Source organism: Roseibium sp. (assembly GCF_965229775.1).
In the GTDB taxonomy this organism is placed as follows: domain Bacteria; phylum Pseudomonadota; class Alphaproteobacteria; order Rhizobiales; family Stappiaceae; genus Roseibium.
In genome coordinates, this window is the sequence record NZ_OZ245929.1 from 1,752,453 (window position 1) to 1,777,945 (window position 25,493).

Annotated in this window: 24 protein-coding genes; 16 read left to right on the forward strand and 8 right to left on the reverse strand. The window is 61.1% G+C overall.

What is annotated here, in order from left to right; translation table 11 throughout:
- Positions 1-28: 28 nt before the first annotated feature.
- The 4 genes from ACO07N_RS07955 (at position 29) to polA (ending at position 5,459) form a co-directional block, all read left to right on the forward strand.
- The gene (locus ACO07N_RS07955; protein ID WP_421980504.1) at positions 29-550 is read left to right on the forward strand and encodes an FxsA family protein; all 522 of its coding nucleotides are present in this window, start codon (positions 29-31) and stop codon (positions 548-550) included.
- A gap of 134 nt (positions 551-684) precedes the next feature.
- Positions 685-1,716, forward strand: coding sequence for an acyltransferase family protein (locus tag ACO07N_RS07960; RefSeq protein WP_421980505.1), 1,032 nt, complete (start codon positions 685-687; stop codon positions 1,714-1,716).
- 357 nt (positions 1,717-2,073) lie between these two features.
- Positions 2,074-2,409, forward strand: a complete 336-nt coding sequence (locus ACO07N_RS07965; protein ID WP_421980506.1) for a signal recognition particle — start codon at positions 2,074-2,076, stop codon at positions 2,407-2,409.
- 74 nt (positions 2,410-2,483) lie between these two features.
- On the forward strand, positions 2,484-5,459 hold the full coding sequence (gene polA, locus ACO07N_RS07970; RefSeq protein WP_421980507.1) for a DNA polymerase I: 2,976 nt from the start codon (positions 2,484-2,486) through the stop codon (positions 5,457-5,459).
- Positions 5,460-5,687: 228 nt separating this feature from the next.
- Here the strand turns inward: polA and ACO07N_RS07975 are convergent, their stop codons facing one another.
- Together ACO07N_RS07975 and ACO07N_RS07980 are read right to left on the reverse strand one after the other, a co-directional pair.
- Positions 5,688-5,903 (reverse strand): hypothetical protein, encoded by a 216-nt coding sequence (locus tag ACO07N_RS07975; protein WP_421980508.1) that lies wholly within the window; start codon positions 5,901-5,903, stop codon positions 5,688-5,690.
- A 250-nt stretch (positions 5,904-6,153) separates the two neighbouring features.
- Positions 6,154-6,975: a cyclase family protein gene (locus ACO07N_RS07980; protein WP_421980509.1), complete on the reverse strand. Its 822-nt coding sequence runs from the start codon at positions 6,973-6,975 to the stop codon at positions 6,154-6,156.
- Between the two features lie 342 nt (positions 6,976-7,317).
- On the opposite strand from ACO07N_RS07980, the gene ACO07N_RS07985 reads away from it, so the two are divergent.
- Entirely contained in the window at positions 7,318-7,548 is a 231-nt protein-coding gene (locus ACO07N_RS07985; protein ID WP_421980510.1) for a hypothetical protein, read from the forward strand.
- Between the two features lie 106 nt (positions 7,549-7,654).
- On the opposite strand, the gene ACO07N_RS07990 is transcribed toward ACO07N_RS07985, so the two are convergent.
- Positions 7,655-7,930 (reverse strand): hypothetical protein, encoded by a 276-nt coding sequence (locus ACO07N_RS07990; protein WP_421980511.1) that lies wholly within the window; start codon positions 7,928-7,930, stop codon positions 7,655-7,657.
- Positions 7,931-8,234: 304 nt separating this feature from the next.
- Between ACO07N_RS07990 and ACO07N_RS07995 the strand changes: the two genes are divergently transcribed.
- The 6 genes from ACO07N_RS07995 to ACO07N_RS08020 all read left to right on the forward strand — a co-directional run bounded on the left by ACO07N_RS07995 (position 8,235) and on the right by ACO07N_RS08020 (position 15,313).
- Complete coding sequence (locus tag ACO07N_RS07995) at positions 8,235-9,761, forward strand: YifB family Mg chelatase-like AAA ATPase (protein WP_421980512.1); 1,527 nt, start codon at positions 8,235-8,237, stop codon at positions 9,759-9,761.
- 100 nt (positions 9,762-9,861) lie between these two features.
- A complete protein-coding gene (locus ACO07N_RS08000) occupies positions 9,862-10,179 on the forward strand; it encodes a heavy metal-binding domain-containing protein (RefSeq protein ID WP_306145884.1) in 318 nt (105 codons plus the stop codon).
- A 519-nt stretch (positions 10,180-10,698) separates the two neighbouring features.
- The gene (locus ACO07N_RS08005) at positions 10,699-10,926 is read left to right on the forward strand and encodes a GNAT family N-acetyltransferase (RefSeq protein WP_421984399.1); all 228 of its coding nucleotides are present in this window, start codon (positions 10,699-10,701) and stop codon (positions 10,924-10,926) included.
- A gap of 31 nt (positions 10,927-10,957) precedes the next feature.
- Entirely contained in the window at positions 10,958-11,251 is a 294-nt protein-coding gene (locus tag ACO07N_RS08010) for a hypothetical protein (protein WP_421980513.1), read from the forward strand.
- Positions 11,252-11,595: 344 nt separating this feature from the next.
- Complete coding sequence (locus tag ACO07N_RS08015) at positions 11,596-13,344, forward strand: sigma-54-dependent Fis family transcriptional regulator (RefSeq protein WP_421980514.1); 1,749 nt, start codon at positions 11,596-11,598, stop codon at positions 13,342-13,344.
- 169 nt (positions 13,345-13,513) lie between these two features.
- Positions 13,514-15,313, forward strand: a complete 1,800-nt coding sequence (locus tag ACO07N_RS08020) for an NAD(P)/FAD-dependent oxidoreductase (protein ID WP_421980515.1) — start codon at positions 13,514-13,516, stop codon at positions 15,311-15,313.
- Positions 15,314-15,411: 98 nt separating this feature from the next.
- On the opposite strand, the gene cysK is transcribed toward ACO07N_RS08020, so the two are convergent.
- The 3 genes from cysK to dut all read right to left on the reverse strand — a co-directional run bounded on the left by cysK (position 15,412) and on the right by dut (position 17,872).
- Positions 15,412-16,371 (reverse strand): cysteine synthase A, encoded by a 960-nt coding sequence (cysK, locus tag ACO07N_RS08025; protein WP_421980516.1) that lies wholly within the window; start codon positions 16,369-16,371, stop codon positions 15,412-15,414.
- A gap of 376 nt (positions 16,372-16,747) precedes the next feature.
- Positions 16,748-17,407, reverse strand: coding sequence for an HAD family hydrolase (locus tag ACO07N_RS08030; protein ID WP_421980517.1), 660 nt, complete (start codon positions 17,405-17,407; stop codon positions 16,748-16,750).
- Between the two features lie 15 nt (positions 17,408-17,422).
- Positions 17,423-17,872: a dUTP diphosphatase gene (gene dut, locus ACO07N_RS08035; RefSeq protein WP_421980518.1), complete on the reverse strand. Its 450-nt coding sequence runs from the start codon at positions 17,870-17,872 to the stop codon at positions 17,423-17,425.
- 173 nt (positions 17,873-18,045) lie between these two features.
- Here dut and ACO07N_RS08040 point away from each other — a divergent pair, with 173 nt between their 5' ends.
- The 3 genes from ACO07N_RS08040 to ACO07N_RS08050 all read left to right on the forward strand — a co-directional run bounded on the left by ACO07N_RS08040 (position 18,046) and on the right by ACO07N_RS08050 (position 20,017).
- Entirely contained in the window at positions 18,046-18,465 is a 420-nt protein-coding gene (locus ACO07N_RS08040) for a hypothetical protein (protein ID WP_421980519.1), read from the forward strand.
- A gap of 20 nt (positions 18,466-18,485) precedes the next feature.
- Positions 18,486-19,067 (forward strand): OmpA family protein, encoded by a 582-nt coding sequence (locus ACO07N_RS08045; protein ID WP_319384916.1) that lies wholly within the window; start codon positions 18,486-18,488, stop codon positions 19,065-19,067.
- A 161-nt stretch (positions 19,068-19,228) separates the two neighbouring features.
- Positions 19,229-20,017, forward strand: coding sequence for a DODA-type extradiol aromatic ring-opening family dioxygenase (locus ACO07N_RS08050; RefSeq protein ID WP_421980520.1), 789 nt, complete (start codon positions 19,229-19,231; stop codon positions 20,015-20,017).
- 492 nt (positions 20,018-20,509) lie between these two features.
- On the opposite strand, the gene coaBC is transcribed toward ACO07N_RS08050, so the two are convergent.
- Together coaBC and ACO07N_RS08060 are read right to left on the reverse strand one after the other, a co-directional pair.
- Positions 20,510-21,733: a bifunctional phosphopantothenoylcysteine decarboxylase/phosphopantothenate--cysteine ligase CoaBC gene (gene coaBC / locus ACO07N_RS08055; protein WP_421980521.1), complete on the reverse strand. Its 1,224-nt coding sequence runs from the start codon at positions 21,731-21,733 to the stop codon at positions 20,510-20,512.
- Positions 21,734-21,763: 30 nt separating this feature from the next.
- Complete coding sequence (locus ACO07N_RS08060; RefSeq protein WP_421980522.1) at positions 21,764-22,987, reverse strand: penicillin-binding protein activator; 1,224 nt, start codon at positions 22,985-22,987, stop codon at positions 21,764-21,766.
- Between the two features lie 174 nt (positions 22,988-23,161).
- Here ACO07N_RS08060 and rsmI point away from each other — a divergent pair, with 174 nt between their 5' ends.
- Both rsmI and ACO07N_RS08070 read left to right on the forward strand, forming a co-directional pair.
- Positions 23,162-24,067 carry a 16S rRNA (cytidine(1402)-2'-O)-methyltransferase gene (gene rsmI, locus ACO07N_RS08065; RefSeq protein WP_421980523.1) on the forward strand — a complete coding sequence of 302 codons (906 nt, stop codon included), beginning with the start codon at positions 23,162-23,164 and terminating at the stop codon, positions 24,065-24,067.
- Positions 24,068-24,069: 2 nt separating this feature from the next.
- Positions 24,070-24,453 (forward strand): YraN family protein, encoded by a 384-nt coding sequence (locus ACO07N_RS08070; RefSeq protein ID WP_421980524.1) that lies wholly within the window; start codon positions 24,070-24,072, stop codon positions 24,451-24,453.
- Positions 24,454-25,493: the final 1,040 nt, after the last annotated feature.

Genomic DNA, 25,493 nt, shown 5'->3' on the forward strand with positions numbered 1-25,493 from the left:
AAATAACTTATCAGACGATGGAGGTCCCGTGGGACTTTATATCATTGCCGCGCTCATTTTGCTGCCCCTGATTGAAATTGCGGTTTTCATCTGGGTCGGCGGACTGATCGGCGTGCTGCCGACCATTCTCCTGACGGTCATAACGGCCATGGCAGGCACGATCATGTTGCGCCAGCAGGGCCTTTCGCTGCTCATGCGCATGCAGAGCGAACTGGATGCCGGACGCGCACCGGGCAACGAGGTGATGCAGGGCGCGATGATCGTTTTGGCGAGCATTCTCCTGCTGATTCCCGGGTTCGTGACCGATGCGATCGGACTTCTCCTGTTCATACCTCCCGTTCGCTCGGCGCTGGCAAACTTCATTGTGTCCCGGTCCAACGTGGTGATCGTGCAGAGCGGCGCGGCTCAGGGCCGGCGCGACGAGCATGTTGTCGATCTTGACCAGGGTGATTGGTCGGAGAAGGAAGAGCCCGGCTCTGACGCAACGTCCGGCAACGGCCAGCCGAAAATCAGCCCGTGGCGCGAGGGACCGGACGACGCAAAGTCCTGACGCGGAAACGCCTGGCTCACCAAAAGCCGGGTCACTAAAACGTGACACAGGCTGTATGCGTAATATTTACCAGTTGAGGTTACGCCTGACCTTCTGTTTGCGGTGACAACCGCCTGGAACGGAAGGTGCAAACCATGAGATCCGCGCGCGTCGACTGGGTCGATACGGCCAAGGGCATCTGCATCATCTTCGTCGTGATGATGCATTCGGTACTCGGCGTGGAAGCCGCCGCCGGTGAAAACGGCTGGATGCACGCCGTCGTCGCCTTTGCGGCTCCTTTCCGCATGCCGGACTTCTTCCTGATATCGGGCCTTTTCCTCGCGAACGTGATCACGCGCGACTGGAAACTCTATCTGGACCGCAAGGTCGTCCACTTCGCTTACTTCTACGTGCTCTGGATGACGATCCAGTTTGCCGTGAAGGCCCCGGTTTTCGTGGGCGACATGGGCACGGCGGGGGCGCTGGAATTCTATTTTCTGAGTTTCATCCAGCCCTTCGGAACCCTGTGGTTCATCTACATGCTGCCGGTCTTCTTCGTCGTCTGCAAACTCGCGCATGACTATCGTGTGCCCTGGCAGCTGATGCTTGGCATTGGTGCGCTCCTGCAGATCGCACCGATCCATACCGGGCTGCTGCTGGTCGACGAATTCGCCTCCCGCTTCGTCTATTTCTATGCCGGGTACATCTTCGCGCCGCAGATCTTCCAGCTGGCCGACTGGGCGCGCGAGCGCATCGGCGTGAGCGCCGGCTATCTCATCGGCTGGGGCATCGTGAATGGCGGCCTGGTTTATCTCGGCTGGGCGCATCTGCCGCTGATTGCGCTGGCACTGGGGGCTGCGGGCGCCGGCGCCATCATCCTGACCAGCGCGCTGATCGTGAAGATGGGCCGCCTGACCTTCCTGCGCCACTTCGGCGAGAATTCCATTGTCATCTATCTGGCGTTCTTCTTCCCGATGGGCGTAACCCGCGTCATCCTCCTGAAGCTCGGCATCCTCGACATCGGCACGGCCTCGCTTGTCGTCACCATCATCGCCTGCGTCAGCCCGATGATCCTCTACTGGATGATCCGCAAGACAAATCTCGGCTGGTTCCTGTTCAAGCGCCCGGAATGGGCCTATCTCGGTGGCACCTTCGGCCGGAAGCGCGCGCCGCAAGCGGCGGAGTGAGCGGAGTTCTACCGAATTTGATCAGGCGATCCAAGGCTACGAAGCGTTGCGGGTCATTTGAAGGGCCAGTGGGAAAGAGAGTGGATGAAACCATTTAAAACAAATCGGTTTACACGGGAAAAAAATACCCCTAAAAATTGTAAAAAATGACAATGCGGGGGTAGGCATGATCAAAGGAAAGATTGTATTCACAGGTAATTTTTGGGAATTCTTTTTCATTGCAATAGGATTACTTGTCCTCTCTGTAGTTACTTTCGGCCTGTTTTTACCTTATTTTGTTTATTGGCAATTCAAGTATTTTTTCAACAACATGGAAATCGAGATGTACGACAATCGCGTTGGAAATCTTGGTCAGCCATGAAATTCAAATGGAACCTTCTGGGCGTCCTGATTGGCATCGTGTTTCCGATCACGTCGGCTGGCGCATGGGATGATATGCAGAGAATAAGAACAGCTCAGGCTCTGGGCAGTGTTCTGGGTTCTGAACAGGCCTGCAATCTCCGGTATAACCAAAGTGCGATCCAGCAATTCATTGCCGATCATATTCCGGCTTCGGACATGCAGTTTGCTGGTCAACTCATGATAATGACGCAAGGCAGCGAATACGAACTTCAGAACATGTCAACCTCGGTCCGGACGGCTCACTGCACGCAAACTGCGCGCGTTGCTAAAAGCTACGGATTTATAGACTGACATCCTTCTGCGAATGTGCGCCAATTCAGTCGGGCAGGTCGGTTTTCCTCTTCCCTCGCTGACTTACTCCGGGCATGATCCGCGCCATGTCGACGCAAGATTCTGCCCCCGCCCTCACCGCTGACGACCATCTCATCCTGGTCGACGGCTCCACCTTCATCTTTCGCGCCTATCACGCGCTGCCGCCGCTGACGCGCAAGCCCGACGGCCTGCCGGTCGGCGCGGTCTCGGGCTTCTGCAACATGCTCTGGAAGCTGCTGCAGGAGGGACTGACGCCGGAAGAAGGCGACGAGCCGACCCATTTCGCGGTGATTTTCGACCATTCGTCGAAGACGTTCCGCAATTCCATCTATCCCGAATACAAGGCGAACCGGCCGGAGCCGCCGGAAGACCTGGTGCCGCAATTCGGTCTGATCCGCGAGGCGACCCGCGCCTTTTCCGTGCCCTGCGTGGAACAGGAAGGCTTCGAGGCCGACGACCTGATCGCAACCTATGCCCGCCAGGCCGCCGACATGGGGGCTCAGGTGACCATCGTCTCCGGCGACAAGGACCTGATGCAGCTGATCGGTCCCAGGGTCGGCATGATCGACACGATGAAGAACAAGGTCTTCGGCGAGCCGGAGGTGTTCGAAAAATTCGGCGTCGGGCCGGACAAGGTGATCGAGGTGCAGTCGCTTGCCGGTGACAGCGTCGACAATGTTCCGGGCGTTCCGGGCATCGGACTGAAAACGGCGGCGCTTCTGATCAACGAATTCGGCGATCTGGAGACACTGCTGGCCGGCGCACACACGATCAAGCAGAACAAGCGCCGGGAAAATCTGATCGAATTCGCCGATCAGGCGCGGGTTTCCAAGGAGCTGGTGACGCTGAAGCAGGACGTGCCGGTCGAGGTGCCGGTTGCGCATCTGACGGTCACCGATGTCGACGGTCCCAAGGCGGTCGGATTTCTGAAGGCCATGGGCTTCAGCACGCTGACCAAGCGGGTGGCGGAGGAAACCGGAGCCGATCTCGCCAATGTCGAGCCGGCCGAGTTCCAGGTTCCCGGCTGGGACGTTCCCGACCAGAAGGGCCGCATGGTCGAGCGCGAGGAAGCAAGCACCGCTGGCGCGGCCGCTGCAGGCGACGCGACCGGCCCGGACGGCATGATGGTGCCGCAGACGGTTGCCGATGCGCGCGCGGAATCCGTGAAGGTGATTCCGATCGATTCCAGCGCCTACGAAACCGTAACGACCGTCGAACGGCTGCAGGAATGGTGCGACGCGGCCTATGAAAAAGGCTATGTCGCCTTCGACACCGAGACCACGTCCCTCGATGCCATGCAGGCGGAGCTTGTCGGTCTGTCGCTGTCCTGCGAACCGGGCAAGGCCTGCTACGTGCCGCTTGCCCATGTTGACGGCGAGGGCGATCTTCTGGGCGGTGGTGGCCTGCTGCCCGATCAGATCCCGCTGAAGGAGGCGCTTGATGTGCTCAAGCCGATGCTGGAGGACAGGTCTGTTCTCAAGATCGCACAGAACCTCAAGTACGACTGGCTGGTGATGACCCGCTACGGCATCGATATCAGCCCCTGGGACGACACCATGCAGCTCTCCTACACTGTCGATGCCGGCAAGGGCGGCAACGGCATGGACGAGCTGTCTGAACGCTGGCTCGCTCACAAGCCGATCCCGTTCAAGGAGGTCTGCGGCTCCGGCAAGTCCATGATCACCTTCGACAAGGTCCCGATCGACAAGGCGACCGCCTATGCGGCCGAGGATGCGGACGTGACCCTGCGCCTCTGGATGATCCTGAAGCCGCGTCTTGCCAGCGACCGCATGGCGACCGTCTATGAAATGCTGGAACGCCCGATGGTGCCGGTCCTGGCGCGCATGGAAAAGCGCGGCATTTCCGTTGACCGGCAGATGCTGTCGCGGCTGTCCGGCGATTTTGCGCAGGGAATGGCCGGGCTGGAATCGGAGATCTACGAGCTTGCGGGCGAAAATTTCAACATCGGCTCGCCCAAGCAGTTGGGTGACATTCTCTTCGGCAAGATGGGTCTTCCCGGCGGCAAGAAAACCAAGACCGGTGCGTGGTCGACCTCGGCGCAGGTGCTGGAGGATCTGGCCGCCGAAGGCCACGAACTGCCGTCGAAGATCGTCGCCTGGCGTCAGCTTTCCAAACTGAAATCCACCTATTCCGACGCCCTGCCCGGTTACATCAACCCGGACACCGGCCGCGTGCACACGTCCTACGCGCTGGCGGCGACCACGACGGGCCGCCTGTCCTCGTCCGAGCCGAACCTGCAGAACATCCCGGTGAGGACGGAAGCCGGGCGCAAGATCCGCCAGGCCTTCATCTCCACCAAGGGGCACAAGCTGGTCTCTGCCGACTACAGCCAGATCGAATTGCGCGTGCTGGCGCATATCGCCGACATTCCGCAGCTGAAAAAGGCGTTCGAGGACGGGCTCGACATTCACGCCATGACCGCAAGTGAAATGTTCGGAACGCCGATCGAAGGCATGGATCCCATGGTGCGCCGTCAGGCCAAGGCGATCAATTTCGGCATCATCTACGGCATTTCCGCCTTCGGTCTTGCCAACCAGCTCGGCATCTCGCGCGGCGAGGCCGGCGACTATATCAAGACCTATTTCGAGCGCTTCCCCGGCATTCGCGACTATATGGAAGCCACCAAGAAGCAGGTGCATGCGGACGGGTACGTCAACACCATCTTCGGCCGCAAGGCGCATTATCCGGAGGTGAACACCAAGAACCCGAACATGCGCTCCTTCTACGAGCGTGCGGCCATCAACGCACCGATCCAGGGCTCCGCCGCCGACATCCTGCGCCGCGCCATGGTGCGCATGGAAGACCGGTTGGCAGATGCGAGGCTCGACGCGCAGATGCTGCTGCAGGTGCATGACGAACTGATCTTCGAGGTTCCAGACACCCAGGTCGAAGACGCCCTGCCGGTCATCCGCGACGTCATGGAAAACGCCTGCGAACCGGTGCTGAAGTTGTCTGTCCCCCTGAAAGTCGACGCCCGTGCGGCGGACAACTGGGACGAAGCGCACTAGCGAACGCGGCGCGTAGCCGCAAGCGCCGCCCCGGACCCGATCCGGGGCCAGGCGTACCTGGCGATCCAACGATCTGGAAAGCTGTCATCAACTCATATCAACACGATTGAGCTTGTCATCGGAATGAGCCCAAGTGAGCCGTTGTCGGGCGTGATCCGCTGTTGTTCAGCCCAGGATCTCACGGTGTTCGCATGGGGTGGCCACGGAGGGTGTGACGTTCCCCTACCGTCATTCCAGACAAGTGAGGCGATGCCGAACGCTGATCTGGAACCTGTGCCCGGCTTGATCGGGTATCCAGAAATCGGCGTGAGCGAAGCAGACACTCTTGTCGATACCACCAAAAGAAGCCGCGCCTTCGGCGCGAAATACATCTGGTTTCCGGATCGGCGCGCAGCTTGCGCTGCACTTGTCCGGAATGACGACCAGAGAGGTGGTGACCGCCACCCGACCTCATCCTGAGGAGCGCAATCGCGCGTCTCGAAGGATGGGCCAGTCACGCCTGCGCCTGCCGCCGATCCTTCGAGACGGACCTTTGATCCTCCCCAGGATGAGGGGGGTTGTGGAAACCAGCATTCTGCGTCACCTCCACCGGAGTCGTTCCGCATGACACTGCGCAAACCGCGTCAAAGCAAAACAATCTCAGGTCCCGGGTCGGGCCCGGGACAGCGAGGCGATTGGGAATGCCAAAAGAGACCTAAACCATCGCCATCACCCGCGACGGTCCGCCCGTGCCGCCGCGGAATTTCGGAGCGCCGACGATCAGCGTTGCACCGCTTGCCGGGAGCGCGTCGAGGTTGGCGATGCACTCAATGCCCCAGCGGTTGCTCGGTAGCCAGGCATAGTGAACCGCGAAATCCTGCGACTGGCCGAAGTCGAGCGACAGTGTGTCCACCGCAAGTCCGACCACGTTCGCCTCTTCCATCAGCATTTGCGCCGCTTCGATGTGGAAGCCGGGGAAATGCATGACGCCATTCTCGTCGGCATTGCGGAACTTGTCGGTCGGAACCTGTACATCCCAGCCGGAATTCATGGCGACACAGGCGCCGTCCGGAATGTCGCCATTGGCGGCGATCCAGGCCTTGAGGTCGTCCGGCGTCACCTGGGCATCCGCGCTCTCCGTTGCCTTGGCCTTGATATCGACGATGCACAGTGGCGCAACGAGATTTTCAACGGGGATCTCTGCAACGGAGTGACCGTCCGCCGAGAAGTGCAGCGGCGCGTCCATATGCGTGCCGGTGTGTTCATTGACGGTCAGGTTGAGAAGATTGTAGCCGTGCTTGGCGAAATCAAAGACCCTTTCCATGGCGAATTGCTGATCGCCGCCATAGGTTGGAAACGTTTCGTAAAGCTCGTGGGTCATGTCGGTGATCTTGGAAGGCGTTTGCGCCATCGCGGGCATGGCACCCGTCGCTGCGGCTGTTGCGGCAAGCCCGGCACCGACGGCCGTCGCCTTGAAGAAATCCCGCCGTGACAGCATGCGGTTCTTGACCGAATTGATGACGCATAGATCGCACATGACATGTCCTTCCCGTTTTTTACCAAGGGGAATGCTGCCTTTCGGACGGAGAAAATGCGAGTCAAAAATTTTTAATGTCCGGTTCACCGGCGGTCTTTGTGCGAGCGGGCTCTCATTGAACGTGCCGCTGTGTTTCGCTTGGCGGAGATCTGTCGGGCGGGGGGTTCCGGGTCGATGTGCTTCCGCTTTGCCAGGTCCCGGGTTCGGTGCGGCGCACCAACACAGGCTTAACACCCTTTTATGATCCGGTGCCGGCGCGGAACCGCATAGTTCTGGTTTTTATTGCAGTCGGCAGGCATTATAGTGCCGTGCTTAGATAAGAAAATCCGAAGTGGTGTACCCATGATCGTTTCAAATGCGACGAACGATGAACTTCAGATCGACACCGAGCTTTGCAGGGCAATGTTCGAAAAAGATCCTGACAGGATGATCGAACTGGTTTCGGAATGGCTCGAAACCAACGGTCTGTCCGTGAGCGAAACCTTTGAGATGCCTGCATATCTCGACAAGGTTCTTGCGGGCGCGGACGGATATTCGGGTTCAGGGCGCACCTTCCGCATCTACGCGTCCTGAAGCAACAGACACTTGCGGTCCGGACGTCTCCGGCCGAATGAGCTGAATGCCGCCGACGACAGGCGGGCGCATCGCGGCGCCATGGGCGGACAGTCTCAGCCGGGCCTCAGATCGCGATATCGTTGTAGGGATCGTCGCCTTCCAGCGCTTCGACGGCATAATCAGCGTCGTAATCTGACCAGTCATCGTCCTCGAGAAGGTCAAAGTCGTCAGACCCGTCATCCCCGAAATCGAGATCGACTTGATCGAGGACATCGCGGAGATTGTCGCTCAGGGTGTCCATGATGGCGTCAACGTCATCGAACCGGTGGGATGACAGGCCCATGTCGTCCGTGTCGGTGTCAAATGATACGTTTACAGTGTGATCGTTGAAGTACGGCATGTCATTTCCTCCTGTTAAGCGGGTTGCGCTGAAACAGAAATGGGGCCTGCCGGCGGAATTCAGTGTGACGGGTGTCACCTGTTGACTGCCGTTGCGTCAAAACCCGACGCTTTTGTGCGCCGGGTCACACTTGACAGGCGCGCAACGCGCATGAACGGCCGCGTTGGGGACAGGAACACTGCCACCCTTTTCGTGAATATTCCGGGCACAGGCGAAGCAGGGTTCGGGACGTTCCATATTTGTTCTTGAACTGCTGCAATTATTGTGTTTCCTTCCCAATACACCTTTAGGTAGAGGAGGGGGCATGGTCAGCCGGGTCACGACGGTCGCCTTTCAGGGGATCGAGGCTGTTCCCGTCGACGTGCAGGTTCACGTCGGTCCGGGCATGGTTGCCTTCAACGTCGTCGGTTTGCCGGACAAGGCTGTCGCGGAAAGCCGTGAACGTGTCCGCGCGGCACTCTCCGCGTCCGGTCTGGCGCTTCCGGCCAAACGCGTCACGGTCAATCTGGCTCCCGCCGACCTGCCCAAGGAGGGCTCCCACTACGACTTGCCCATCGCGCTGGGCGTGATGGCGGCGATCGGCGCCATTCCGGGAGAGTTTCTGGACGGATATGCCGTGCTCGGCGAACTGGGTCTCGACGGAAGGCTCGCCCCCGTGGCCGGTGTGCTCCCGGCAGCGATGGGTGCAAACGGGCTCGGCAAGGGACTGATCTGCCCGGAAGCCAGCGGCGGCGAGGCCGCCTGGGCCGATGCGGACATGGATATTCTCGCCCCGCGCTCCCTGATACAGCTCGCCAATCACTTCAAAGGCACACAGGTTCTGTCCCGCCCGGCGGCGAAACTGCACGGCAACGCCGGCACCCTGCCCGATCTTGCCGAGGTCAAGGGACAGGAAAGCGCGCGCCGTGCCCTGGAGGTCGCCGCCGCCGGCGGTCACAACCTGCTCATGACCGGTCCGCCCGGATCGGGCAAGTCCATGCTCGCAAGCCGTCTGCCGTCCATCCTGCCGCCGCTGACACCCCGGGAGCTTCTGGAGGTGTCCATGATCGGCTCGCTTGCCGGGGAGCTGGCGGAAGGAAAACTTACCGACAAGCGGCCGTTCCGGTCGCCGCACCATTCCGCGTCAATGGCGGCTCTCATCGGCGGGGGCCTCAGGGCAAAACCCGGCGAGGTATCGCTTGCCCATAACGGTGTGCTGTTTCTCGACGAACTGCCCGAATTCAACCCGCAGGTGCTCGACAGCCTGCGCCAGCCCCTGGAAACCGGTGAAGCGGTGATCGCCCGCGCCAACCATCGCGTCACCTATCCCGCCCGCATTCAATTGATCGCCGCCATGAACCCGTGCCGCTGTGGCAATGCAGGCGAACCGGGCCATGTCTGCCGCCGCGGAGAACGGTGTGCCGCCGAGTATCAGGCCCGCGTCTCCGGACCCTTTCTGGACCGGATCGACCTCCGGATAGACGTGCCGGCCGTGACTGCGGCCGACCTGATCGGCCCGGCCGAGGCCGAACCGTCCGAAAGCGTCGCCGCGCGGGTTGCCGAGGCGCGCCGGATCCAGGAAAGGCGGTTCTTCGATCTCGGTGTGATCTGCCGGACAAACGCCCAGGCGCCCGCGTCGGTGGTCGAAACCATGACGCAGCCGGACGAGTTGGGTCTGGCCTTCCTGCGCGATGCCGCCGAAAAGCTTCAGCTGAGCGCCCGCGGATACCACCGGGTGCTCAAGCTGGCCCGGACCCTGGCCGATCTGGACGGCAAGGATAGGGTCTCCCGCATCCATCTCGCAGAGGCATTGAGCTATCGCGGACGCGACCTGTCGCGGCAGGCGGCCTAGCGTAAGTTCCGTTATTCCGGCACCGCAGGTGAGAATCCGATTGCAGACGAGGCCGAATGGCCCCATGTCTCAGCGTGTCATTAACTGAGGGAGACAGCACATGCTGGTCACGACGACGAATACCATTCAGGGCAAGGATCTCGACTACAGGGGGCTGGTGACGGGCGAGGCCATTCTCGGCGCGAACCTTTTCAAGGATCTGTTTGCCGGTATTCGCGACATTGTCGGCGGCCGGTCGGGTGCCTACGAGGAAGAGCTCGCCAAGGCCCGCAAGATCGCCGTCGATGAAATGTGCCAGCAGGCCCAGGCGATGGGTGCGAACGCCGTCATCGGCGTCGACCTCGACTACGAGACGGTCGGACAGAACGGGTCCATGCTGATGGTCAGTGCGACCGGCACGGCCGTTTGGATCCGCTAGAGCATTTTCCGACCAATTTGGATCATTTGACCGAGGCCCTTTTTCGCGCTGGCGAGACGGTTCGCCCGCCGTGGTGTTGCCCACCACAAGGGTGAACCAACGACGCCAGAGCGGAAAAGGGCCCGGCCAATCTTGATGTTTGTCGCTTGAATGCGTTCCACAAAGGGTGAGGATATCCAGCCCATCGGCTGCGTTGTGCCACTTGCACGATGCACCGCATCGCGCTTCGTGACCCGCCTGGCCGAGTGAACCGGATATCCGCATCAAATGATTCAAATTGGTCGGAAAATGCTCTAGTCTGCGGCATGTCTTCTGAATTCAGGGTTCAGCCCGGTTTCCCGGATGACCAGCGGCCGGTGGCGGCCGCACTTTTCTGGTCCGCTTTCCGCGGCAAGCTGGAAAGGGTCATGAATCCGGTGACCAAGGCGCTGACCTTTTTCGAGGATGCTCTGGACCCCGCCTTTTCCTTTAGCGCGGTCTCCCGCGATGGAACGCAGGACGCAACCCGGGGCTCTTTTGATGGACGGGATCTGCGTCAGCGAGGCGCCCCGGGGCAAGGGGGTCGGCACCGCACTTTTGCAGGCGATCTTCAACATGGCCGCCGAAGACCGCCTGAACCGTGTCCGCCTGGATGTTACGGTTTGGAACCCTTCCCTCACCAATCGACAGGAAACCAGGTCTCCTACACAGGGGTGGGTGAGGGATAGATCAGGGATGGAATGGCTAACGGGCTACGGCAGTTGCTGAGCTTGTTGCGCAAAATGCCCTAACGAGTTTTTTGATTGCGGATTTAGCGTGGCGCAATCTGAAGAAGAAGGCGGCCGAAGTTATGATTTGCGAGTTCAAAAGCGCCAAGCTCGGAAAAACGATCTGTGAGCTACCCGTCACCGCCTGCCCAAGCGTGGGGGATCACGTTTGGATTGAGGAAAGCAACGACGTCCAGTTTCATCTTGAGAATTTCACAGATGTGCAATTACGCGTCGTCGCCGTTCACCATGTCCTTTGCCACAAAGGAAACACGGCCGATCAACAGGCAATCGTGTTTGTAGATAGCCTGCGCGATTGGGCGTGAGTTCTGTTCGCGAAGGGACTCTTCCAAAACTATGATCTCCGTAAAGAGTTCTTGTTCTCTCGTTCTACAGTGGATGTACCGGCCGGCGGACAAATTGACCGGAATGTCCGGGCCCGCTCGCTTTATGAACGCATTGGCTTTCGCGCCGTTTCAGAGAAACAGATGGGCGTTTTGAAACGCGTTTTCGGGATTTCCTCTGCAACGCGGATGGAAAAGCCGATCCCCTGATTCTCGCCAGTCCGCGGGCAGGCACTGGCCGCAGTTTCAGGACCGGCACTTTCGCACATGTTGTGCGTCCGCCCCATGTCGCGCTATCGTGGCGCGCAATGCCAAGGGAGGATGGCATGCGCGACGTGGAACATGTCAGCGAAATCGACCGGGTCCTGAAAGGACAGGAGACCGGCAGGGATGAACTTGTCTCCGAAAGCTGGCGGCGCTGTGTGCAGACCTACGGCATGGATCCGACGCGGCCGGAAGGGCCGCATGTCGTCACCGAACAGCAGCTCAAGGAGCACCAGGAACAGTCCGAACGCCTGATCGCAACGGCGCGATCCGGTCTGCAGACCCTGTTCAAACAGGTCGCCGGGCACAACTACGTTCTGCTTCTTGCGGACGCGAAGGGCATCAGCGTCGACTTCTTCGGCGATCTCCGCTTCGAGGAGGAGCTGCGCCGCGCAGGTCTTTACCTCGGCTCCGACTGGTCTGAGGATCTCGCGGGGACCTGCGGCGTCGGCTCCTGCATCGTGACCGGCGAAGCGGTCACCATTCACCAGGGCGATCATTTCGGCCTGTCACACACCCCTCTTTCCTGCACCGCCGCGCCGATTTTCGATACCAGCGGCAAGCTTGCCGCCGTGCTGGATATCTCGCTGTTGCGCTCACCCAGCCCGAAATCGAGCCAGAACCTGGCGATGAACCTCGTGAAAGCATCCGCCCGCCGCGTGGAAATGGCCAACCTCATGGCGATGACGCGCCGTGAATGGGTGTTGCGGTTCTCGACATCATCGGAATTTCTGGAGGTTGATCCCGAAGCTGCTGTGGCGCTCGATGAAAGCGGTCACATCACCGGCATGACCCGTGGTGCCCTTGAGTTTCTTTCGCCTGGCGGAGCGGCCGATCTCATCGGCACCCGCATCGACATGCACATGGATCTGGAAATCGACGATCTGCCGGAATTCATGCGCGGCCGCCCGACAGAGGAAAGGGTGCTCAGACTGCGCGATGGCCGCGGGCTTTACGGCCACGCAATCGCGCCGCAGACATCGCGCGTTTCGCGGCCGCACGCGATCGGAGCGCTGTCCGGTCCCCTGCGCAGTTTTTGCGGTCCCGATCCGGCCCTGATCCAGCTGGCCGGGAAAGTGGAGAAACTGGCCGCGACCCAGGTTCCGATCCTGCTTTCCGGCGAAACCGGGACGGGCAAGGAGACCCTGGCCAGAGCCGTCCATGTCCTCGGCCCAGCCAATCGCTCCTTTCACACGCTGTGCTGCTCGGATCTGCGCAAGGAAAAGGTCGATGCGATCGGGGAAGGAGCGGCAGGGACGCTTTTTCTGCGCGGCATCGAGCGCCTGGACGATAACGGCCAGTCCGTCCTACTGGCACTTCTGGAAGCGCGCAGCGACCTGCGCGTGGTTGCAACCGTGCGCCAGGATGACGTCACCGCCGACAGTCTCAAGGCGATCCGGCCCGAACTCTACTTCCGGCTCGCCGGTGCAGTGATTTCCGTTCCGCCGGTCAGGCATCGCAAGGATTTCGACTGGCTCACGGATCGCCTGTTGCGGCGATCACCAAAGGATTTCCGGCTCTCGCCCGCCGCCCGCGCAGAACTCAACAGCCGTCATTGGCCCGGGAACATCCGGGAACTCTCGACAACGCTCGAGGTGGCGATGGCATTGGCGGACGGCGCCGTGATCGATCTGCCGGACCTGCCGCCGCCGGCCATGTCCGAGCAGACCGCAGCCGATCCCGTCGACGACCTCGAGGCCCTGCTGGAAGCCTGTGACGGCAATATGTCGCTGGTCGCTCGGCGGTTGGGCGTCAACCGCTCAACGGTGCTGCGCAGGATGCGCAAGGCCGGGCTCGCCCGCCCGAATTGAGCGCCAGTTCTTGCGCGGGCCTCGCCGGTCTTTCCGTGTTGCGTCTTGTTGCGCGCGCAACATCAGAACGGTTTTGTGACACGTCCTCGGCCAAACTGCCAAGTCCGCCATGGCGCAAGCCATCCCGGCTCTGCAATTCTTCCCCCCATGAATGAACGGGAGGAACGAAATGCTAGACACACCATTGGTTCACCAGACCGAAACCTTTCTCAAAACCTTCGGCGATGCGCTGGCGGCCGGCGATGTCGAGGCCGCGGTCAATCTTTTTCAGGATGACTGCTACTGGCGCGATCTCGTGGCCTTCACCTGGAACCTGAAGACCGTCGAGGGCAAGGACCAGGTGCGCGACATGCTCACCAGCCAGCTCGGTGCGGTCGGCCCAAGCAACTGGACACTCGCGGAAGGTGAAGTTCCGACAGAGGAAGGCGGTGTGATCACCGCATGGATCCAGTTCGAGACGAAACTGGCGCGCTGTTTCGGTCTTATCCGCCTGAAGGACGACAAGATCTGGACGTTGCTGACAACCATGGTGGAGCTCAAGGGCCACGAGGAACCGAAGGGTTTCCAGCGGCCGCTCGGGGCAAAACACGGCGCCGGCAAGCATCGCACCACCTGGAAGGAGGAGCGCGAGAGGGAAGACGCGGAGCTGGGTTACAGCAAGCAGCCCTATTGCGTGATCATCGGCGGTGGCCAGGGCGGCATCGCGCTCGGCGCGCGTCTGCGTCAGCTCGGGGTTCCGACCATCATCGTGGAAAAGAATGACCGCCCCGGTGACAGCTGGCGCAATCGCTACAAGTCCCTCTGCCTCCACGATCCGGTCTGGTACGACCATCTGCCCTACATAAAGTTCCCGGAAAACTGGCCGATCTTCAGCCCGAAGGACAAGATCGGCGACTGGCTTGAAATGTACACCAAGGTCATGGAGCTGAACTACTGGACCCGCTCCGTTGCCAAGTCCGCCAGCTATGACGAGGCGACCGGCGAGTGGACGATTGTTGTCGACCGGGACGGCGAGGAAGTCGTCCTGCGTCCGAAACAGCTGGTGATGGCGACCGGCATGTCCGGCAAGGCGAATGTGCCCGCGTTTCCGGGCATGGAGAAGTTCCGGGGCGACCAGCACCATTCCTCGAAGCATCCGGGTCCGGATGCCTATCGCGGCAAGAAGGCGGTTGTCGTTGGATCGAACAATTCCGCCCACGACATCTGCGCCGCGCTCTGGGAGAACGACGTCGATGTCACCATGGTCCAGCGCTCCTCGACCCATATCGTGAAGTCCGACACACTGATGGATGTCGGGCTCGGTGCGCTTTACTCCGAAGAGGCGGTCCGGGCGGGCATGACCACGGAAAAGGCGGATCTCATCTTTGCGTCGCTGCCCTACCGCATTCTTCATCAGTTCCAGATCCCCGCCTACGCGGAGATGAAGAAACGCGATGCGGATTTTTATGACGGGCTCGAAAAGGCGGGCTTCTGGCTTGACTGGGGCGACGACGACAGCGGCCTCTTCATGAAATACCTGCGCCGCGGTTCCGGGTATTACATCGATATCGGTGCAAGCCAGCTCATCATCGACGGTGAAATCAAGCTGAAACGCGGTCAGGTGACCGAAATTGTCGAGGACGGTGTCGTTCTGGACGACGGCAGCAAGCTGGAAGCGGATGTCATCGTCTATGCGACCGGTTACGGCTCGATGAACGGCTGGGTGGCCGATCTGATGGGTCAGGAGATGGCCGACCGGGTCGGCAAGGTCTGGGGCCTCGGGTCCGACACGACCAAGGATCCGGGTCCCTGGGAAGGCGAACAGCGCAACATGTGGAAGCCGACCCAGCAGCAGGCGCTGTGGTTCCACGGCGGCAACCTGCACCAGTCAAGGCACTATTCGCAGTTCCTGTCGCTCCAGCTGAAGGCGCGCATGGAAGGCCTCGACACACCGGTCTACGGGCTTCAGGAGGTCTATCACCTGTCGTGACTCGATATTCGTGTGTACCGGCAAAGTTCGGCACATAAACATGAAAACGAGGGGAACGCTCCTCGTTTTCTGGCGTTTTGGGCAAGGGTTTTGGTGCCTCAAAGTCCCTCGAAAAGCGCTGTCGACAGGTACCGTTCCGCGAAAGACGGGATGATCACGACAATGGTCTTGCCGTCCATGTCCGCGCCCTGTCCGATCCTGATCGCGGCCGTCAGCGCCGCGCCGGAAGAAATGCCGACGGGAATGCCCTCGGTCCTTGCCACTTCGCGCGCCATGGCAAAGGCGGCCTCGTTGGAAACGGTCTGGACGTCGTCATAGGCGCCGGTATCGAGCACCCCGGGCACGAACCCGGCGCCGATCCCCTGGATCTTGTGCGGGCCGGGCTCTCCGCCCGAGAGGATCGGGCTGTCGGCGGGCTCAACCGCAACGACACGCAAATCCGGCTTGCGCTCCTTCAGCACGTCGGACACGCCCGTGATCGTGCCACCGGTGCCGATGCCGGAAACGAACACGTCGATCTTGCCGTCCGTGTCGTTCCAGATTTCTTCCGCGGTGGTGTTGCGGTGAATGTCGGGATTGGCCGGATTGTTGAATTGTTGCGGCATTACGGCTCCGTCGATCTCGCCGAGCAGTTCCTGCGCCCGGGCGATCGCGCCTTTCATCCCCAGAGCGCCGTCGGTGAGTTCCAGTTCGGCACCCAGGATCCGGAGCATTTTCCGACGTTCCACCGACATGGTCTCGGGCATGACGAGGATCAGCCGGTAACCCTTGGCGGCGGCCACGAAGGCGAGTGCGATACCGGTATTGCCGGAAGTCGGCTCAATCAGCGTCGACCGGTCCGGCGCGATGTGCCCCTCCCGTTCCATGGCCTCGATCATGGCAACGCCGATCCGGTCCTTGACGCTGGCAATCGGATTGAAGAATTCCAGCTTGGCAAGAAGGGTGCCCTTCACATCATGCGCTTGTGCCAACCGGTCGAGCCGCACGATCGGTGTATCCCCGATCGTGTCGGTGATCGAGGCATAGATCTTTCCGCGCCCGTGCGTTTTTCTCGTCATGACGGCCCTCCCTTGCCGGACTTTTCGCTGTCCTTATACCAACCTTCATAGATAGAAACCCATTTCACCGGGATTATTTTGCCACAAGGCAAGGCGCGGTTTGCGCGCTAGTGCCGGCACTTCAAGCAAATCGCAACGCGGCCTTGTGGCAAAAGAACCCGGCCTCCGGTGGCATGAAACCGGCCATCGGCTGCGTTGTGGCGCTTGCCCGATGCGCCGGCATCGCGCTGCGCACCACGCCTGACCGAGTGAACCGGTTTGATGCCATGAAATGGGTTTCTATCTATGAAGGTTGGTATTACCTCCGTCCTATTCGCTTTTCTGCAATCGGTCATCCCAAAATATTGGCGCGGCCCGGTGCATCGAGCCGGACACGTCAGGCCGCGCCAAAGAGCAGACCCGGGAGCTGATCCATGCGCTCTATGAGAACGGCACCGGCGGCCTTGAGCGCATCGCGGTCGCAGACAGGGTCATCGACATAAGCGAACACCCGCATGCCGGCAGCCCGTGCCGCCCTGACGCCGGGCAGGCTGTCCTCGATCACGACACAGTCTTCCGGGCAATGACCCATGGACTTTGCCGCGAGCAGGAACACATCCGGCGCGGGTTTGCCCCTTTCGCAATCCTGCGAGGAATAGAGCCTGTCCTTCAGGCGCGGCAGCAGACCGGCGCTGCCGAGCGTTGAATGCATCTTTTCGTATTTTCCGGACGAGCCGACGCAGTAGGGAATGCCGACATCATCGAGCAGGTCCATGACATCGGCAACGCCCGGTATTTGATCGACACCGGCTTTGAAGCTCTCGATATCGCGGGCGCGGAGCTGCTCGAGCCAATCGGAGGGCAGCTTTCTGCCGAGCTCGCGTTCAACAATCTCCTGCACCGCTTCGAGCGTCCGGCCCATGAACCGTTTCTGGCAATCTTCACCGCTGATCGGAAAACCGCAGTCGGTCAGCAGCGCCGCCATTGTCCGGTTTGTCAGGCGTTCGGTGTCCACCAGCACGCCGTCACAATCAAAGATCACGAGTTTCGGGGTCATGTCATGGCCTGTCCGTCACGCACGTCCGGTCGACCCGAAGCCGCCCGCACCGCGCTGGGTTTCCGAAAGCGTCTCGACTTCGGTAATGACGGCCTGAAGCACCGGCGCGATCACCATCTGCGCGATCCGTTCGCCGCGGACGATCTCGAAAGGCGTATCGCCGAGGTTGATCAGGATGACCTTCACCTCGCCCCGGTAATCCGCATCGATCGTTCCGGGCGTGTTCAGAACGGTGACACCATGCTTGGCGGCAAGGCCGGAGCGCGGCCGGACCTGCGCTTCGAAGCCTGCCGGCAGGGCCATCGCAAGCCCGGTCGGAACCAGAGCCCGTTCGCCCGGCGCCAGATGAAGCGGCGTGTCGACCGCCGCGACCAGGTCGAGGCCGGCTGCAAGGTCCGACTGGTAGGCGGGCAACGGCAGGCCTTTGGCGTGGTCGAGCTGTTTCAGTTCCAGTGTCACTTGCATCTTCGGGATCCTTGTTCGAGCTGCCTGGGAGGGACGATATTCGATATAACTTGTCAAGATTCGCAATGGCCGGATTTACGACTCAATATTTTTGGCTAACGTCTTGAAGTTTAGACGATGTCCTGAAACACTTTGCCCCATCGTAATGTTGCCAAGGTTGGGAGATTTGCAACATGAGACGTATGATTTTTGCGTTCGCCACAGGTGTCCTGCTTGTGTCCACACCGGCGGCTTTCGCCCAGACGGTCGGCTTCGCTGAAGCCATCAAGATCCTCTCGGCGAGCTGTGGCGCCGACATCAACAAGTACTGCAAATCCGCCACGCTTGCCAACAACGGCATCGGCCAGTGTCTGGACCAGAACCAGGCCAAGGTGTCCCAGAAGTGCAATGCGGACCGCGCTGTTGTCGCCACCCTCATCCAGGAACGCCTTGCCGCACAGGCCGCGGCTCCGAAGATCTGCCAGCGCGATGCCGCCCAACGCTGCAAGGGCGTCAAGCCGGGAGCCGGCCATATCCTGCGCTGCCTCCTGAAGGCGCAGCGTTCCGTGAGCAAGAAATGCAACACCGCCATTGACTTGGCTGGCTACCGTTAAGCGTATCCGGGAGATAATTCATGAAAAAGTTCCTTTTCGCCGGTCTCTCGGCCGCTTTTCTTGCCGTTTGCGTCTCCGGTGCCAGCGCCCAGACCCAGCTCAACCGCAACGAAATCATCAATTCGCTGCAAGGCGCCCAGCAGAAGGTCGATGTCAGCGCCGACGAGTTGCAGAAGGCCGCGTTCGAGAACATCCAGAAATATCCGGGCGCAAACTCACCCGGCAATCTGCCGCTCTGGGACAAGCTTGCCTCGCTGCGTCAGTTCAACGTCGAAATCACGTTCGACATCAATTCCGCGCGCATCCGGCCCGAGTCCTATGAAACCATCGGTCTGATAGCCGACGCGTTGCACACGCCCTACCTGCAGGGTCAGACCTTCTTCGTTGTCGGTCACACCAGCGCTGACGGGCCGCGTGACTTCAATCTCGAATTGTCCATCAAACGGGCCAAATCGGTACGTGACGCGCTCGTGACGACGTTCCGGGTTCCGGGCGAATATCTGGAAGCCGTCGGACTTGGAGAAGAGCAGTTGCGCGATCCATCCAAGCCGGATGCGGGCATCAACCGCCGGGTCCAGCTGATCAATGTCGGCTATCGCTGAGCGCGAATAATCCGAAAACGCCGTTCCCGCCCCGGTGGGAACGGTTTTTTGATTGTTCCCGAATCTGGAACAGCCCTTCTCCGAAAACTGACCTTCTGTCCGGGCTGAACCCGCTTATGTTCAGCAGAGCCAGAGTTCCAGTTGTACAATGGAGAACCCTTATGTCCGAAACACAACGCGCCATTCCACCGGTCTTCTTCGCGCATGGAGCGCCGACGCTGGCGGTTGAGGACACCGCGGCAAACAGGTTTTTGAAGTCCTTTGCGCAAAACGGCATCGAGCCCAGATCGATTCTCATCCTGTCCGCGCACTGGGAAACCGACGGGCTGAAGCTCTCCGCACCGGGCTCGCTGCGCACCTACCACGATTTCCGCGGCTTTCAGAAAGAGCTCTACGAGATTTCCTATCCTGCCTTTGCCGACGAAGACCATGTCGACGAGACCGCACAGCTCCTGGAAGAGGCCGGCTACGATGTCGAGCTAGACAGTGAATGGGGTCTGGATCACGGTGCCTGGGTGCCGTTGTCGCTCGCCTTCCCGGCCGCCAGAATTCCCGTCACGGCGCTCTCGCTTCCCAATGGCAGCACACCTGAGAGCATCTACCGGCTCGGCAGGGCGGTGGCGCCGCTTCGCGAAAAGGGCGTCCTGATTGCCGGCTCCGGCAGCACGACGCACAATCTGCGCGATATCAGGCCGCAGGGCTCGAACGCACCGGATTGGGCCGAAAACTTCGACCACTGGCTGGATGAAGGCCTGAAAGCCGGCTCGATCGATTATTTCAAGGATCTGGATGCCGCCCCGGACTTCCGGCGCAATCATCCGACCGAAGAACATCTTCTGCCGCTGTTTTTCCCCTTCGGTGCCGCCGGTGAAGAGGCAAATGTCGAACGTCTTCACCGGAGCTACGAATACGGCTCCATCAGCATGAGCTATTTCCGCTTCGCGGCGTGAGGGAGTTGTTTTTTCCTTTGTCATCCCGGACGAGCATCGCGAGATCCGGGATCGGCGAGGCACAGCCCTGGCGGCTTTTCGGTCTTCTCCCGGCGCGCCGGGGCTCCCCGGCCCCGGGTCTCACTGCGTTCGCCCCGGGTGACAGTGGCAGGGACGGTTCCTGAATTCGAGATCCCGGCCTCCCCTGCCTCATCCTGAGGAGGGCCTCCGGCCCGTCTCGAAGGATGCACGGCACGCCCACAGTGCATCACCCCTCATTCGAGGCTCCGCGCCTCAGGATGAAGCGGTATTGAATGAAAACCGTCCGGCAAAATCCCCTCATCCCCTCCGGCGTCATGCCATGGCGTGACCATGGCATCCATTCCGATACGTTTCCGGTCGCACGGCCTCTCAGGGTTGAGAGGCAGGGGCATGGATTGCCGGAAAAGGTCCGGCAATGACTGAAGGGGAAGAGTGCGCTGCCCAATTCCCGGCCTCGATTGGCGATCTCGGTCAGTCACCGATTTCCTGCGCAGCCCGTGCGATGATCCGGTGGGCGACGTCGGATTTGTTCATTTCGGGCCAATCCTCGACCCCGGACCGGCTGACAAGGCGGACTGTGTTGGCATCGCCGCCCATGATGCCCGTCTCGGGACTGACATCGTTGGCGATGATCCAGTCGGCGTTCTTGCGATCCAGCTTGGCGCGCGCGTTGTCGATCAGGTTCTGCGTCTCGGCGGCAAATCCGATCAAGAGTTGCGGCCGCAGGCTCTGGTGATGGCCGATCGTTGCCAGAATGTCCGGGTTCTCGATCAGCGCGAGTGCAGGCGGCTGGCCGCTTCCGTCCTTCTTGATCTTCTGGACCCCTTCCGAAGCCACACGCCAGTCTGCGACCGCAGCGGCCATGATGGCGATATCCGCGGGCAGATTGGCTTCAACGGCCTTGAGCATCTCCGCCGCCGTCTCGACGTGCACCGTCTCGATATTGGCCGGGTCGGGCAGCTCGACCGGCCCGGACACGAGCGTGACGCGTGCGCCTGCAGCGAATGCGGCGCGCGCGAGCGCATGGCCCTGCTTGCCCGATGAGCGGTTGGCGATATAGCGGACCGGATCGATCGGCTCATGTGTCGGCCCGGACGTGATCAGCACGTGTTTCCCGGCAAGCAGTAATCCGGAGTGGCGGATATCCTCGTCTCTCACGAAAGCTTCGGCGGCGGCAACGATCTCCAGCGGTTCGCTCATCCGGCCAATACCGGCCTCGCCTTTTTCCGCCATCTCGCCGCTTGCCGGACCGACAAACCTGATGCCGCGTTCTTCAAGCATGGCCGCATTGCGCAAGGTCGCCGGGTTCTGCCACATTTTCGGGTTCATGGCGGGCGCGGCCAGCACCGGTTTGTCCGTTGCCAGCAGCACCGCGGAGGCCAGGTCATCGGCAATGCCATGCACCGTCTTGGCCATGAGATTGGCGGTCATGGGGGCAATCAGGATCAGGTCGTGATCACGGGCAAGGCGGATGTGCCCGACATCGTGCTCGGCTGCCCGGTCGAAGAGATCGGTAAAAACCTGTTCCGCCGAGAGCGCACCGACGGCGAGCGGTGTCACGAACTCGCGGGCACCGTCAGTCATGATCGGGATCACGCGCGCACCGCGCTCCTTCAGCCGCCGGATCAGGTCGAGCGACTTGTAGGCGGCAATGCCGCCGCTGATGATCAGGACAATGGCTTTGCCGTTCAACATCAATGCACTCCTCCCGAAGGGGCAGGTGTATCAGAATCCCGTGCGGAAATCCCGTGGGGCAGGTGACACCACTTCGGTTCCGCGGCCCGTGATCTGATAAACGGCGAGGCCGCGTTCGTTGAGACCGTTGTTCCTGAAGCGGAACAGGCCGTCAATGCCGATGAAGCCGTCGCGGTTGGTCAGGATGCTCTGCTGGAACCGCTGCGGACCGGCGGAGCGGATCAGGCCCGCGGCGAGGGTCACGCCATCATAGACAAGGCTTGCATTGCGCGGCGGGGGCGTCCCGTAGGTCCCCTGGTAGCGCTGCGCGAAGCCCTGGAAACCCTTGTCTTCCGGTCCCGCGAACCAGGCGCCGGCAAGCGAGGGACTGTTCTTGAGCTGCGCGGAATCCCATTGACCGGAGCCGAGCAGCTTGATGGTGCCGAAATTTGCACCCTGGCTGGAAAGCGACTGCACGACGAGCGGCGGCACGTTGCCGCCCGCCGGGACGAACAGCGCATCGATGCTATTGATGACGGATCGGAGCGCGGCCGTTTTTGCGATCAGGTCAGACGTATCCGAACCGGAGGCCTTGTAACGCTGGATGGTTGCGATCCTGCCGCCGCCGCGGCCGACCTCCTGCCGGAAGGCGGCTTCGACGACCGCACCGTAACTGTCCTCCGGGATCAGCGCCGCGTAGGAGCGTCTCTGCTGGCTGTTGGCGTAACCGATGATTCGCTTGACGTCGGTTTCGGGCAGGAAGCTCAGCAGATAGACCCCCCGCGCAGCCACCGATGTGTCCGTCGAAAAGGCGATGACCGGAACGCCCGCGGCGCGTGCGGCCGTGGCTGCGCCCGAGACCGCCGGCGCAAACACCGGTCCGAGAATCAGTTCGGCACCTTCCGATATCGCGGCCTGAGCGGCGGCGCGACCGCCTTCGGACGATCCGCCGGTGTCCTTCACCAGCAGCTGGACGTCCGCATTCGGGAAATTCTGCAGGGCCAGTGCCGCCGAGTTCTTGAAGACGGTGCCGATCGAGGCGTTGCCGCCGGTGCTTCCAAGTGGCAGCAGCAATCCGACGCGCACGCTGCCGGTTCCGATCACTTCCCCGGTTGTCTGCGGTTGCGCGGTCGGCTGAACCTGGTCTCCGGGAAGCGATCCGAGCGAAGATCCGAGGCACCCCGTAAGCGCAAAAGCGCTGCTGCACACCAGAGCCGTTTTCAGGAACTGGCGCCTCTGTTGCTGTCCGGTTTTGCCCCGCATTGCACTTGCCATTGTTATTTTTCCACTATCGGGAAGACTTACGGATTCGCCGGGAGAATGTCCAGTTTTAGCGGCTTTTCGGTGGCATACCTGCCCGATGAACAGTGGATTTACCTTGCAACGCCGCTCTGCTGCGGTTAGCGCAGGGCACGGGATGCTGTCCGGCGGCAAGTGATGGGAGCTTTCATGGAGACCGAAAAACGTCCGGAAAGGAATCGTTTCAGCCTGTCCGAACACGCCTTTTCCGCGCCCAATCTGGAACCGGCGCTTTACATCGTGTCCACTCCGATCGGAAATCTCGGTGACATCACGGTCCGGGCACTGGAGACACTGGCGGCCAGCAGCATGATCGCCTGCGAAGACACGCGCGTGACGTCGACCCTCACCCAGAAGTTCGGGCTGAAAACGCCCCTCATGCCCTATCACGAACACAACGCGGAAAAGCAGAGACCGAAGATCCTGGCGGAGCTCGATGCCGGCAATGCGGTCGCGCTCGTGTCCGATGCAGGAACGCCGCTGGTCTCCGATCCGGGCTACCGCCTTGTGCGCGGTGTCCTGGAAACCGGCCACAAGGTGGTTCCGATCCCGGGAGCCTCGGCCCCTCTCGCCGGTCTGGTCGCCTCGGGCCTGCCGAGCGACACGGTGCTCTTCGCGGGCTTTCTGCCGCAAAAGGGCGGCCCGAAAACGAAACGGCTCGAGGACCTGGCGAAGGTGCCGGCAACGCTGGTCTTCTTCGAGTCCCCGCATCGTACGGGGGCGACGCTGGCGCTGATGGCCGACGTGCTCGGCGGCACGCGCGAGGCCGTCGTCGCCCGGGAACTCACAAAACGCTTCGAAACCTTCGAACGCGGCACCTTGAGCGAACTCGCCGGGCGGTTCGATGAGGCGGCCGTCAAGGGCGAAATCGTCATCCTCGTCGGCCCGCCGGAAGAACGGCCCGAAGCGGATGCGTCCGACTTGGACACGCTGCTCAAGGCCGCGCTTGACGAGATGCCGGTGAGCGCGGCCGCCAAGAAGGTCGCGAAGGCCACGGGGCTGGATCGCGGTGAGGTCTACAAGCGTGCACTTGACCTGAAATCGGGAGAACGGTGAGCTTGGGACAGACCGGGAAGCAGTCGGATACGCGCCGGAAGGCCCACAGGCTGGGGCTTTCCGCGGAAAGCCGGGCGGCCTGGTATCTGCGGCTCACCGGCTGGCGCATCCTGAAACGGCGCTACAGGACCAGGGCCGGTGAAATCGACCTGATCGCGAAGAAACGCAAGACGGTCGCCTTTGTCGAGGTCAAGGCCCGCAAAACCCGCGAGGCGGCCTTGAGCGCCGTCACCCCGGCCAGTCAGAAGCGGATCACGCGGGCAGCAAAGATTTTCGTGTCCGAACATCCCAAGGCGGGATTCTTCACGCTCAGGTTCGACGTCATCATCATCCGGCCCTGGGCACTGCCCGAGCGGATCGAAAACGCGTTTGAGGCTTGGGAGTAGATTTTAGGCAGTGGACCGGATGCACAGCCGGGCAAAGTGCACCACTGCGACCGGCATCGGTGTCGATGCCATGGTTAGATACACCGTTCTCCGGTTTAGAAAATACACTCGAACTTATGTCTTTGAGAAAGCTGCGCAATTCCGATCGACGCCAAGTCGGGATACGGGGTTTTCTCCCGGATTTGTCATCCCGGTTTGCCGCTCAAGCGGCAAGACCGGGACCCAGCATTCGTTGCGCCCGGCGATGATAAACGCCACGCCGGCCGGAGAGTACTGGTTCCCTGCCTTCGCAGGGATGACAAGAGCGAAACCTGGTCTGTTCAAGCCACCCGAATCCAACTCGCCATCGTCATCTCGGACGCCGCAAAGCGGAGATCCGGGACATAGCGGCTCCCCGATCCCGGCTCGCGCTGCGCTTGGCCGGGATGACGATCGAAGGTGGAACTGCCGGGAACGCTTCTATCAGCCGTCATTGCCGGACCTGATTCGGCAATCCATGCCGCTTCGTCCCGGCAACGAAAACTTGAGCAATCGGAAACGCAACGGAATGGCTGCCATGGTCAAGCCATGGCATGACCCGGGAAGGAACAGAGGCTAGGACTATGTTCCGGCCTTCCGCTGCGCTTCAGCCGGAATCACAAGTTTGTTGACTGGAGAGCGCATTGCCTCCCCGATCGCGTGAATGCGGGAAACGCAGCCGCAGAATGAGGAAGCGGCTCAAACAACAGGACGAGGAAGATGAAGCGCCTATGCCGTCCAACCTTCGTTGCGTCACCCCGGACAAGCGACAGCGCAGATCCGGGGCCTATTCGCCTGTCGGCTTGCCGCATCGGCTGATTGTTTCGCTTTTCCGCATCCCTGCGAAGGCTCTGAAAACGAGTGGGTCGCGGATCTCCGCTGCGCTGCGTCCGCGATGACGGTGGAGGGGCAGGCGCGCATCGGCGGATATCTCTTCAGCGAAACCTTTTCTCACAAAGCAGCCTCATCCCGAGGAAGCGCGGAGGCGCTGTCTCGAAGGATGGGCCGCCAAGGCCGGAGCC

What these genes read in the sequence shown, in the direction of transcription:
- ACO07N_RS07960 (WP_421980505.1), top strand. Translation starts at nt 685, where the DNA reads ATGAGATCCGCGCGCGTCGACTGGGTCGATACGGCCAAGGGCATCTGC.
- ACO07N_RS07965 (WP_421980506.1), top strand. Translation starts at nt 2,074, where the DNA reads ATGAAATTCAAATGGAACCTTCTGGGCGTCCTGATTGGCATCGTGTTT.
- polA (WP_421980507.1), top strand. Translation starts at nt 2,484, where the DNA reads ATGATCCGCGCCATGTCGACGCAAGATTCTGCCCCCGCCCTCACCGCT.
- ACO07N_RS07980 (WP_421980509.1), bottom strand. Translation starts at nt 6,975, where the DNA reads ATGTGCGATCTATGCGTCATCAATTCGGTCAAGAACCGCATGCTGTCA.
- ACO07N_RS07985 (WP_421980510.1), top strand. Translation starts at nt 7,318, where the DNA reads ATGATCGTTTCAAATGCGACGAACGATGAACTTCAGATCGACACCGAG.
- ACO07N_RS07990 (WP_421980511.1), bottom strand. Translation starts at nt 7,930, where the DNA reads ATGCCGTACTTCAACGATCACACTGTAAACGTATCATTTGACACCGAC.
- ACO07N_RS07995 (WP_421980512.1), top strand. Translation starts at nt 8,235, where the DNA reads ATGGTCAGCCGGGTCACGACGGTCGCCTTTCAGGGGATCGAGGCTGTT.
- ACO07N_RS08000 (WP_306145884.1), top strand. Translation starts at nt 9,862, where the DNA reads ATGCTGGTCACGACGACGAATACCATTCAGGGCAAGGATCTCGACTAC.
- ACO07N_RS08005 (WP_421984399.1), top strand. Translation starts at nt 10,699, where the DNA reads ATGGACGGGATCTGCGTCAGCGAGGCGCCCCGGGGCAAGGGGGTCGGC.
- ACO07N_RS08015 (WP_421980514.1), top strand. Translation starts at nt 11,596, where the DNA reads ATGCGCGACGTGGAACATGTCAGCGAAATCGACCGGGTCCTGAAAGGA.
- ACO07N_RS08020 (WP_421980515.1), top strand. Translation starts at nt 13,514, where the DNA reads ATGCTAGACACACCATTGGTTCACCAGACCGAAACCTTTCTCAAAACC.
- cysK (WP_421980516.1), bottom strand. Translation starts at nt 16,371, where the DNA reads ATGACGAGAAAAACGCACGGGCGCGGAAAGATCTATGCCTCGATCACC.
- ACO07N_RS08030 (WP_421980517.1), bottom strand. Translation starts at nt 17,407, where the DNA reads ATGACCCCGAAACTCGTGATCTTTGATTGTGACGGCGTGCTGGTGGAC.
- dut (WP_421980518.1), bottom strand. Translation starts at nt 17,872, where the DNA reads ATGCAAGTGACACTGGAACTGAAACAGCTCGACCACGCCAAAGGCCTG.
- ACO07N_RS08040 (WP_421980519.1), top strand. Translation starts at nt 18,046, where the DNA reads ATGAGACGTATGATTTTTGCGTTCGCCACAGGTGTCCTGCTTGTGTCC.
- ACO07N_RS08045 (WP_319384916.1), top strand. Translation starts at nt 18,486, where the DNA reads ATGAAAAAGTTCCTTTTCGCCGGTCTCTCGGCCGCTTTTCTTGCCGTT.
- ACO07N_RS08050 (WP_421980520.1), top strand. Translation starts at nt 19,229, where the DNA reads ATGTCCGAAACACAACGCGCCATTCCACCGGTCTTCTTCGCGCATGGA.
- coaBC (WP_421980521.1), bottom strand. Translation starts at nt 21,733, where the DNA reads ATGTTGAACGGCAAAGCCATTGTCCTGATCATCAGCGGCGGCATTGCC.
- ACO07N_RS08060 (WP_421980522.1), bottom strand. Translation starts at nt 22,987, where the DNA reads ATGGCAAGTGCAATGCGGGGCAAAACCGGACAGCAACAGAGGCGCCAG.
- rsmI (WP_421980523.1), top strand. Translation starts at nt 23,162, where the DNA reads ATGGAGACCGAAAAACGTCCGGAAAGGAATCGTTTCAGCCTGTCCGAA.